The sequence below is a fragment of the Homoserinimonas sp. genome (assembly GCF_056262345.1).
In genome coordinates, this window is sequence record NZ_JBACFR010000142.1 from 1 (window position 1) to 8,828 (window position 8,828).

Annotated in this window: 9 protein-coding genes; 3 read left to right on the plus strand and 6 right to left on the minus strand. The window is 65.6% G+C overall.

The features are described from left to right. On the plus strand, window positions 1-1,206 hold a 1,206-nt coding region (locus AC062T_RS06955; RefSeq protein WP_476028628.1), incomplete at its 5' end, for a M18 family aminopeptidase. 16 nt (window positions 1,207-1,222) lie between these two features. Here the strand turns inward: AC062T_RS06955 and mgrA are convergent. The 3 genes from mgrA to AC062T_RS06970 form a co-directional block, all read right to left on the minus strand. After that, complete coding sequence (gene mgrA / locus AC062T_RS06960) at window positions 1,223-2,293, minus strand: L-glyceraldehyde 3-phosphate reductase (RefSeq protein WP_476028630.1); 1,071 nt, start codon at window positions 2,291-2,293, stop codon at window positions 1,223-1,225. A 217-nt stretch (window positions 2,294-2,510) separates the two neighbouring features. After that, the gene (locus AC062T_RS06965; RefSeq protein ID WP_476028632.1) at window positions 2,511-3,449 is read right to left on the minus strand and encodes an aldo/keto reductase; all 939 of its coding nucleotides are present in this window, start codon (window positions 3,447-3,449) and stop codon (window positions 2,511-2,513) included. A 60-nt stretch (window positions 3,450-3,509) separates the two neighbouring features. Further along, window positions 3,510-4,253, minus strand: a complete 744-nt coding sequence (locus AC062T_RS06970) for a hypothetical protein (protein ID WP_476028634.1) — start codon at window positions 4,251-4,253, stop codon at window positions 3,510-3,512. Between the two features lie 116 nt (window positions 4,254-4,369). Here AC062T_RS06970 and AC062T_RS06975 point away from each other — a divergent pair, with 116 nt between their 5' ends. Then, a complete protein-coding gene (locus AC062T_RS06975) occupies window positions 4,370-5,182 on the plus strand; it encodes a CPBP family glutamic-type intramembrane protease (protein WP_476028636.1) in 813 nt (270 codons plus the stop codon). Window positions 5,183-5,242: 60 nt separating this feature from the next. On the opposite strand, the gene AC062T_RS06980 is transcribed toward AC062T_RS06975, so the two are convergent. The 3 genes from AC062T_RS06980 to AC062T_RS06990 all read right to left on the minus strand — a co-directional run bounded on the left by AC062T_RS06980 (window position 5,243) and on the right by AC062T_RS06990 (window position 7,233). Then, a complete protein-coding gene (locus tag AC062T_RS06980) occupies window positions 5,243-5,398 on the minus strand; it encodes a hypothetical protein (RefSeq protein ID WP_159078203.1) in 156 nt (51 codons plus the stop codon). Window positions 5,399-5,446: 48 nt separating this feature from the next. Beyond that, on the minus strand, window positions 5,447-5,656 hold the full coding sequence (locus tag AC062T_RS06985; RefSeq protein ID WP_476028638.1) for a hypothetical protein: 210 nt from the start codon (window positions 5,654-5,656) through the stop codon (window positions 5,447-5,449). Between the two features lie 86 nt (window positions 5,657-5,742). After that, window positions 5,743-7,233: a DUF2510 domain-containing protein gene (locus AC062T_RS06990; RefSeq protein WP_476028640.1), complete on the minus strand. Its 1,491-nt coding sequence runs from the start codon at window positions 7,231-7,233 to the stop codon at window positions 5,743-5,745. 164 nt (window positions 7,234-7,397) lie between these two features. Between AC062T_RS06990 and AC062T_RS06995 the strand changes: the two genes are divergently transcribed. Continuing rightward, window positions 7,398-8,828: NCS2 family permease (locus AC062T_RS06995; RefSeq protein ID WP_476028642.1), on the plus strand; the 1,431-nt coding region annotated here is incomplete at its 3' end.

Genomic DNA, 8,828 nt, shown 5'->3' on the forward strand with positions numbered 1-8,828 from the left:
GGACGCCGGCTAGAGGCGGCCGGATTCGATCGCCTGAACGAGGCCGACGCCTGGGTTATGCCCAAGTCGAAGGGGCGCAAGCCGCGCCGCCAGTTCGTGATTCGCGATGGTGCCGTCGTGGCCTGGAATATTCCGGCAGGAGCATCCGGCCCCACCCCGTTCCGAATTCTCGGGTCCCACACCGATTCGCCGGGGTTCAAGCTCAAGCCGAACGGTTCGATCAGCGCGCACGGGTGGCGGCAGGCCTCCGTCGAGGTCTATGGCGGCCCGCTCCTGAACTCGTGGCTCGACCGGGAACTCGAACTTGCGGGCCGCATTGTCACACGTGATGGACGAGAGGTTCTGGCCCGCACGGGGCCGTATCTGCGCATCCCGCAGCTGGCGATTCACCTCGACCGCGAGGCGAATGACGGCCTCAAGCTTGACCGGCAGCAGCACACGCAGCCAATTTTCGGCACGGTGGGTTCTGATGAGGACTCGATTCTCGCGGTGCTGGCCGACTCTGCAGGTGTGCGGGTCGACGACATTGCCGGGTTCGACATCCTCGCGGCCGACACCGCTGCGCCAGCTCGATTCGGTGCAGGGCGCTCGCTCTTTGCCGCAGGCCGACTCGATAATCTCACCTCGGTCTATGCGAGTCTCGTCGCACTGCTGCAGGCAAAGCCGGCCGCGGACAGCATCAGTGTGCTTGCCGCGTTCGACCACGAGGAGCTGGGTTCGTCGTCACGGTCTGGCGCCAACGGCCCGCTGCTCGAAGACGTTCTGACTCGCATTGGCTCGGGGCTCGGAGCCTCCAGCGACGATCGCCATCGTTCGTGGGCGGCGTCGTGGTGCGTTTCGGCGGATGCCGGGCACGCCGTTCACCCCAACTATCCCGATCGGCACGACCCCGCCAACCGCCCCGTCGCCGGCGGCGGAACTCTACTCAAGCTCAACGCCAACCAGCGATACGCCTCGGATGCGCATGGGTCAGCGCTCTGGCAGCGCCTCGCCGACGCGGCTGGCGCGCCGGTGCAGGTATTTGTGTCGAACAACACGGTGCCCTGCGGGTCGACAATTGGCCCGCTCACCGCAACCAGGCTCGGCATCCGCACGGTCGATGTGGGGGTTCCCCTTCTCTCAATGCACTCGGCTCGCGAGCTGTGCCATGTGGACGACGCGGTCGCCCTAGCAGCCACGGTCACGGCGTTCTACGCCGGCAGCTAGGGCAACCGCACCGCGACTACAGGTCGCTCGACTTCGCCCAGAGGTTGACTCCGGCGTCGACGGCGAAGGTGTCGATCGCGGCCAGCTCGTCGGCCGAAAACTCGAGGTTGTTGAGCGCATCGAGGTTTTCGTCCAGCTGAGCGACCGAAGATACTCCGATGAGCGCTGAGGTGACCCCACCGGGCCGCAGGGTCCACGCGACCGCCATCTGCGCGAGCGTCTGACCGCGCTTCGCCGCAATGTCGTTAAGACCGCGGATGCGCGCCAGGTTCTCCTCCGAAAGGGAATCCTCCGAGAACGACGGGCGGTTGGTGGCCCGCTCGGCGGGGACGTCGCCCAGGTACTTTGAGGTGAGCAGCCCCTGCGCGAGCGGCGTGAAGGCAATCGAGCCGAGACCGGTTTCGTCCAGAACCTCGAGCAGGCCGCCCTCCGCCCACCGGTTGAGCAGCGAGTAGGCAGGCTGGTGGATGATCAGCGGGGTGCCGAGGGCGCGTGCCGCAGCAACCGCAGCCTGGGTGCGCTCCGGCGAGTATGACGAGATGCCTGCGTAGAGCGCCTTGCCCTGCCGCACAGCCGTGTCGAGGGCCCCGATGGTCTCCTCGATGGGCGTGTCGACATCCACCCGGTGTGAGTAGAAGATGTCGACGTAGTCGGTGTTGAGCCGCTTGAGAGACTCGTCGAGACTGTTGAGCAGGTACTTGCGCGAACCGAAGTTGCCGTAGGGGCCCGGCCAGTGCGGCCATCCGGCCTTGGTCGAGACGACTAGCTCGCTGCGGTACGGGGCAAAATCGGTGCGCAGCATGCGCCCGAAGTTCTCCTCTGCCGAGCCGTTGGGCGGGCCGTAGTTGTTCGCCAGGTCGAAGTGTGTGATCCCCCGGTCGAATGCCCTGCGAAGGATGTCGCGCTGCGTCTGGAAGGGGCGGTTGTCGCCAAAGTTGTACCAGAGGCCCAGCGAAATCGGCGGCAGCACAAGCCCGCTCGCGCCAACCCGGCGGTAACCAAGATGGGTGTAGCGATCGGCAGCGGCTACGTACGGCGCGTGGGAGTCGGGGGTCGTTACGTCGGAGAAACGAATCTCAGATGTCAAGGCGGCTTCCTTAGGGGTTTGTCGCTTGCCGAGCAGAGTCGGGGCTGATCCCGATGGACCAGTCGAACTGCGGGGCAGTGTGGTTGACAGACCAGTCTCCTACAGTTCGCAGCGCGCCGCCCAAAAGCCGCCGAGGGGTCCCATATTCGCCTTCCAGGAGGCAACGGAAGGCGAATACGGGACCCCTCAGCAGAAAGGGAGCGGGCTTGAGCCCGAGCTACGCCGCTGCGGGCACCGCCGATGCCGCGTCGAGACGCTCCACGAGCGAGGGGTCGAGCTGAAGCTCTACGGAGGCAAGTAGGCCCTCAAGCTGTTCGACCGAGCGTGCGCTGGCGATCGGCGCCGTAACGGACGGCTTCGACTGCAGCCATGCGAGGGCAACGGCGGTGGGGGTCGCGCCGACCTCGTCAGCGACCTCGACGAGCGCGGCGATGGTAGAGAAGGCGGCATCGGTTGCCAACGGCGCGAGGGTTCGACCACGCGCAGCACCCTCAACATCGGCGGCGCTGCGGTACTTGCCCGTGAGCATCCCAGCGGCGAGTGAGAAGTAGGTGAATACGCCGAGGCCGTGTCGCTCGGCTACGGGAGCGTAAGTCGTTTCGTAACCCCTGGCGAGCAGGTTGTAGTGGGGCTGGAGAGCGACAGGGGTGCTCAGGCCATTGGCCTTCGCGGCGGCAAACCACGCGTCGATGCGCTCCGGCGAAAAGTTCGACACGCCAATGGAGTGAATCTTGCCCGCCTTGACGAGTGCGTCGAATGCTGTGGCGATGTCTTCGATCGACTGGGTCTCATCGTCGAAGTGGGCGTAGTAGAGATCGATGTAGTCGGTGCCGAGGCGGGCGAGCGAAGCGTCGGCGGCAGCGGCGATGTTTGCGGGGGAGAGCCCTGTGAACTCCGGATGCGTCGCCACCTTGCTGGCGATCGTTACGGTGTCGCGGTTGCCGCGGCTGGCGAGCCAGCTGCCGATGATTCTTTCGGAGTCCCCTCCGGTGTTTCCCGGCACCCAGGCGGAGTATCCGTCTGCGGTGTCGACGTGGTTTCCGCCTGCCGCAACGAAGGCGTCGAGCACGCGGTGCGACTCGGGCTCGTCGGCGGTCCAGCCGAAGACGTTGCCGCCGAGAACAAGAGGAAAGCTGTCAGAGAAGGGGTTGGTCATGCTCCAATTCTGTCAGCGCGCGCAAGCCGGGGGGTTCCGGCGCCGCTCATCTGCACAGCGCTACTCGCCAAAACCCGCCTTATCGACCCGGCGGTGAAAGCGCATGCCGACGATTCCGCCGAGCATGGCGCCGCCGAGCATCACGGTGAGCACGGCCACGACAGCGAGGATGCTCGCAAGGCTCAGCCCCCCGCTAGCGAGGACGACGCCGGGGAATGCCTCGATGCTCGCGGCAACGTCGAAGCCGTCGCCCGTGAGGGAGGCGGCGGTTCCGACAGCGATGCTTACGGCGATGCTCCACACGAACACCATGGTGCCCTGCTGCGCACCGGCAAACCTGGCCATGCGGCCCGCGACATAGCCGCCGCAAAAATAGGACGCGGTCAGGGCAAGCACGAGCATGGCCGTTGCCGTGGCCGACATGCCAGCATCGCCCGCCGTGAACCCTCCTGCCCCGTCAAAGCCGAGCGACGCACCGAGCATTGAGAGGAGGCCGGCAGCGAAGCCGACGAGGATCACCCCTGTGCCAACGGCGGTGAGCCAGCCGAAAAATGCGGAGCCGATCTTGACTCCTCCGAACGCCCGTTCCTCGCGCTCAAGCACCTCGCGACGCATCTGGGAAGAGGCGAGGCGATCTGAGCGCTCGTGACGCGGCGGGTGCGTCGGCGGCACCGAGAGGTCCTGGTCAATGTAATCGGGCACGACAAGGTCAGGCGACAAGGAGAGCGGGGGAGAAACCGGCTGCGAGGGATTCTCTCGCGGTGGCACGGCGGTGCGTCTCCGCGCGTCTTCTGATGTCGTCATCGCCATCTCCTTGCCCGAGTCAACCCCCGTGCGGTACTCCCAGGTCTACGCCGATGGGGTGCGCCGAGCAATCAGCGGGCGGTCAGGATGCGCGCTCACCGCGCTAAAGTCGAACAGTGAGCAAGTTCGAGCGAGCAATCGCCCCCATCGCAATTTTCACCATCGTCACCGGGGTTGTCTCCGTCGTGCTCGACATCGTTCAAGACCTGAGCGGGTTCGCGCACGGATACGTTTCTCTGGCCGCGTGCGGTCCAGCAGCCGGCGCGCTGGCCGCCTGGGCTGTGGCCGGAGCGCGATCAGACAAGCGCACCAGCTTTCGCGAACTGCTGCCCGCCGCAGTCTCGACCCGTCAGGTCGTTGCCCATCTGATCTTGGGCGTTGCAGCATCCGCTGTCTTCTTCGCGTTGATGCTCGGGGCTCTGGCCATTCTCGGCGTGCCCGCGCTGTGGCCGGCGGATGTTGCCGGGGTCCCGATCGCGGTGGCCCTGCTCGGCCTGCTGGTCGGCGCCCTCCTCCAGGAGATCGGCTGGCGAGGTTTCTTGCAGCCGCTTCTGGAGCTCACCGGCAGCCGCTTTCTCGCCACTGTGATCGTGGGAGCGGTGTGGGGTTTTTGGACCGTGCAGCTCTTTCCCATGGCCAACAACTTTGTCGCCGTCGCCTCGGTCTTTGTCGGCACGATCGCGCTCTCGGTGCTGCTCGGATACTTCGGCAACGGGTCGGTGACGCAGCGGGTGCTCGCCGCGACCGTTGTTCACTGGCTCGTCGCATCGGCGCTTCTTCTGCTCGTCGGGGCTGGCTTCGCTCCTGTCAGCGCATTCAGCGGTCTAGCGTTCATGGCGGCCATCGTGGTGACGGCGGTCGTGTTCATGGCCATGTTCGTTGCGGCTCAGCGCAAGCGGGCTCGCAGGGCAGAGGCAACGGTCGAGTAGCGGTGCCGCGCGCCCCTCGCTAGGCGGTACCGTCGCGAGGTCGCGCCGGGGGAGGCGTGCTTAGGCCAGCCTGTCGTCGTCCAGAGGGGCGTCGGGGTCCTCTTCCGCTTCGATGCGTTCGTCGGGATCGATCGTCGGTGGCACGGGCGCTTCCGGCTCGTCAGAGAGATCTTCTTCTCGCTCGTCTTCGAGGTTGGGCTCATATTCGCGTGACATGCGTGCTCCCGTCGTGATGGCTTAGTGCCGTGAGGCGTCGGTATCGTGCTATTCCATATCGCGGGCCGTCGTGACCCGGTTGCCTTCGATGAGCGCTTCGGGGTTCGCCTCTGCTGGTTCGACGTGAGGGATCTCTACGACGCCGAATTCCGCCGCTGCCGATTCGGCGCTGGTGGGTCGGGCGGTCTCTGATCCCGGAGAGAGAGCTCCGAGCGGTGCCTCGGCGCGGAGGTGTTTGTCGTGCTCATGGTTGATCATGCGCACCACGATAGGAGCGAAATCTGCGGGCTGCCCGAGAGCAGAGCGGGCGTTCACGAGATACAGGCGGGCTCGACCGCAGCGGCTTAGCGCCCTGCCCAGTCCTTGGCGGTTTCGCGCAGAGGATCGAGACTCTCGATCACATAGGACGGCAGGATCTCGGGCATGAGCGCTGCGGCCGCGAGGATGCCCACGAGAAGCGCAGCGTTGATAGCCCATACGATCAGCGGCGCCGAGCCCGCCCCGAGAGTGCGACGCAACATGATCGTGCGCAGCACGAGATACACCGGAGCGGTGAGAAGTGCCCAGGCTGGGCTTGGCGGATGCGCATGGCCGAAGTCGCGCAGCCGTGCAGCATCCTGCTGGGCAAAGAGAAGCCCCACAAGCCAGGGGAGCGCGAGCACACCGATCGCAGGCAGCGACCAGGCGGTGAAGAGCGAGAGCGTGACAAAAAGCGCTAGCCCCCACAGCCATGGAGTGAGCGTGAGAAGCCAAACGGATGCGGTGCTCCAGCGCTCAGGAATGCGGTTGTTGAGCTCGGCGACGCGGCCGTTGCCCACGGGCGACCAGGATGCCTCTCCGCGGCGATCGTCGGGCCCGGCCCAGATATCGTCGTCGGCGACGGCAGCCGACGCCCGAGAGATGGGTGCGCCGGATGCGACAGGGCCGGTACCGCCATCGCGCAGCCGGCGTCGTGACATGAGGGTTGACTCGATTGAGTCGTCGAGGGCCGTGCTGTCGGAGGCCTGGGCATGCTGCGCCTGCGCCGCCTGCTGTGCCTGGGCTTGCGCCGCCTGCTGTGCCTGCTGGGCTTGCGCCGTGGCGGCGGCGAATGACTCGGCCTGGTGAGCTTGGGCGCGTGCGTGTGCGGCGTCGGCCTGCGCGGCGAGCGCGAAGTGAGCTGCCTCACGGTCGCGTTGCGCCTGGTCGGCGAGCTGGGCTGCCCACTCCGCTTCGAGGCGTGCGGCAGCGCTCTTGACGGCTTCGGAGCGCGAGTCGGTGGCCGAAACGGGAGGAGCGGCTGCCACGGGAAGCGACGAGATCGGATCGGTGCCGCTCGTGGCGGCCGGAGCGAATGGCGAGCGAGCGGGGGCCGGGTCGTCGACTCCTTCGTCATCGTTCGCGTCGTCGAGGGGGAGGGATCCCAAAATCGAAAGGGCATCCGCGTACTGGGGCGTGTAGTGGCCGACCGGCTGAGCCGCTGCGGACTGAGCGCCGTTCTGCATCGCGGGCCAGGGAATCGTTGGCGCGACGCTCAAGGTAGGTTCGGCGGTCGGCTCGACGCGTTGTGCAACGTAGTTGGGCACCTGGGTGACAAACTGTTGGGCCGGCTGAGTGAAGCGTTCTGCCTGCACCTGCGTGTGCGCGGCTGCCGCTTGAGTCTGATCATCCGATGCTTGCAGGGCAAATCGCTGTTGCACGCGGGGAGCCGGGGCAACCGAGGCTGCGGGCTCCACTCCGGGCAGGGGGGCAACGCTCTCGGTCCAGGCAAGACCGTTCCACCATCGCAGGTGACGACGCGTAATGGGGTCGACATACCAGCCTGCAGGTGCAGCACTATTCTGTGGTTCCGTCATTGGGCACTCCCGCCGTTCGATCCAATCTGCCGGGCAACGGGGGGACTGCGGGCACTCCCAGGCGGGAGGGATCGGGTTGCGCCAGCCTAGCTCATCTTGTCCACCTTTCGGGGGACAAATTTTAAGAACAGCGACACTAGCCGGTGACCGTTAGATTTGTCGGTGTGACTTCGACAAAAACGACTCCCTCTCCTGCGCGGCGGCGCCTTGATTCGTTCTTTCAGATCAGCGAACGCGGGTCGACGATTTCTCGGGAGGTGCGCGGAGGTCTCGTAACGTTCATGACGATGGCCTACATCGTCATCCTGAACCCGCTCATTTTGGGTGGCACGGATGACGTTGCGGGCAACGCGCTCGATGGAGCCCAGCTCGCCGCGGTGACGGGTCTGACCGCGGGTGTCATGACGATCCTGTTCGGCCTGGTCGCCAACCTTCCGTTCGGCCTCGCCGCCGGACTCGGCATCAACTCGTTCCTAGCCGTCAGTGTCGTCGGCCAGGTGACCTGGCCCGAGGCGATGGGACTGGTCGTTATCAACGGCCTCATCATCGTGCTGCTGTCGGCGACAAAGCTTCGCGAAATGATCTTCAAGGCGGTGCCGGCCCAACTCAAGACGGCGATCACAGTCGGAATCGGTTTCTTTATCGCCTTCATCGGTCTGGTGGATGCCGGGTTTGTGCGCGCGAGCGGGTCGGCCTCGCCGCCCGTGCAATTGGGTGACGATGGCTCGGTGGCCACCCTGCCCACGCTCGTGTTTGTGATCGGCCTGTTGCTCATGGGCGTGCTCATGGCCCGCAAGGTCAAGGGCGCTCTGCTCATCGGCATCCTGGGCACCACCGTCATCGCCATCATCGTGGAGGCCATTTTCAAGGTGGGCCCGTCGTTCACCGAGGATGGCCCGAATCCGGCAGGCTGGAACCTCAACGTTCCTTCCCTTCCCGAGTCGATCGTGTCGCTGCCCGACCTCTCCCTCGTGGGGGCCTTCTCCTTCGGAGCCTTCGAGCGCATCGGGGCTCTCGCGGCGCTCATGCTCGTCTTCACGCTCGTATTCACGAACTTCTTCGATGCGGTCGGCACCCTCACGGGGCTAACCAAAGAGGCCGGTCTTCAGGATGACAAGGGCAACTTTCCCCGCCTCAAGTCCGCGCTGCTTATCGAAGGTGTCGGTGCGGTTGCCGGTGGAGCGACCTCGTCGTCGTCGAACACGATCTATATCGACTCCGCCGCTGGCGTTGGGGAGGGCGCACGCACGGGTCTAGCCAATGTCGTGACGGGTCTTCTGTTCTTGCTCGCTATGTTCTTCACGCCTCTCACCCAGGTGGTTCCGCTGGAGGTGGCTGGCGCTGCGCTGGTCGTCGTTGGCGCCCTCATGGTGTCGCAGATCAGGTTTATCGATTGGACAGAGTTCTCCATCGGCCTTCCCGTGTTCCTCACGGTCACGATCATGCCGCTGACCTACTCCATCGCCACCGGAATCGGCGCCGGGTTCATCGCCTGGGTCGTCGTGCGGTCGCTTTCGGGCAAGGCGCGTGAGATCTCGCCGCTGCTGTGGATCGTGGCCCTCGGCTTCTTGATCTTCTTTGCGCGCGGGCCCCTT

Bases quoted from the DNA above. Each gene is read 5' to 3' on its own strand.
- AC062T_RS06970 (WP_476028634.1), bottom strand. From the start codon at position 4,253: ATGACGACATCAGAAGACGCGCGGAGACGCACCGCCGTGCCACCGCGA.
- AC062T_RS06990 (WP_476028640.1), bottom strand. From the start codon at position 7,233: ATGACGGAACCACAGAATAGTGCTGCACCTGCAGGCTGGTATGTCGAC.
- AC062T_RS06965 (WP_476028632.1), bottom strand. From the start codon at position 3,449: ATGACCAACCCCTTCTCTGACAGCTTTCCTCTTGTTCTCGGCGGCAAC.
- AC062T_RS06985 (WP_476028638.1), bottom strand. From the start codon at position 5,656: ATGATCAACCATGAGCACGACAAACACCTCCGCGCCGAGGCACCGCTC.
- AC062T_RS06980 (WP_159078203.1), bottom strand. From the start codon at position 5,398: ATGTCACGCGAATATGAGCCCAACCTCGAAGACGAGCGAGAAGAAGAT.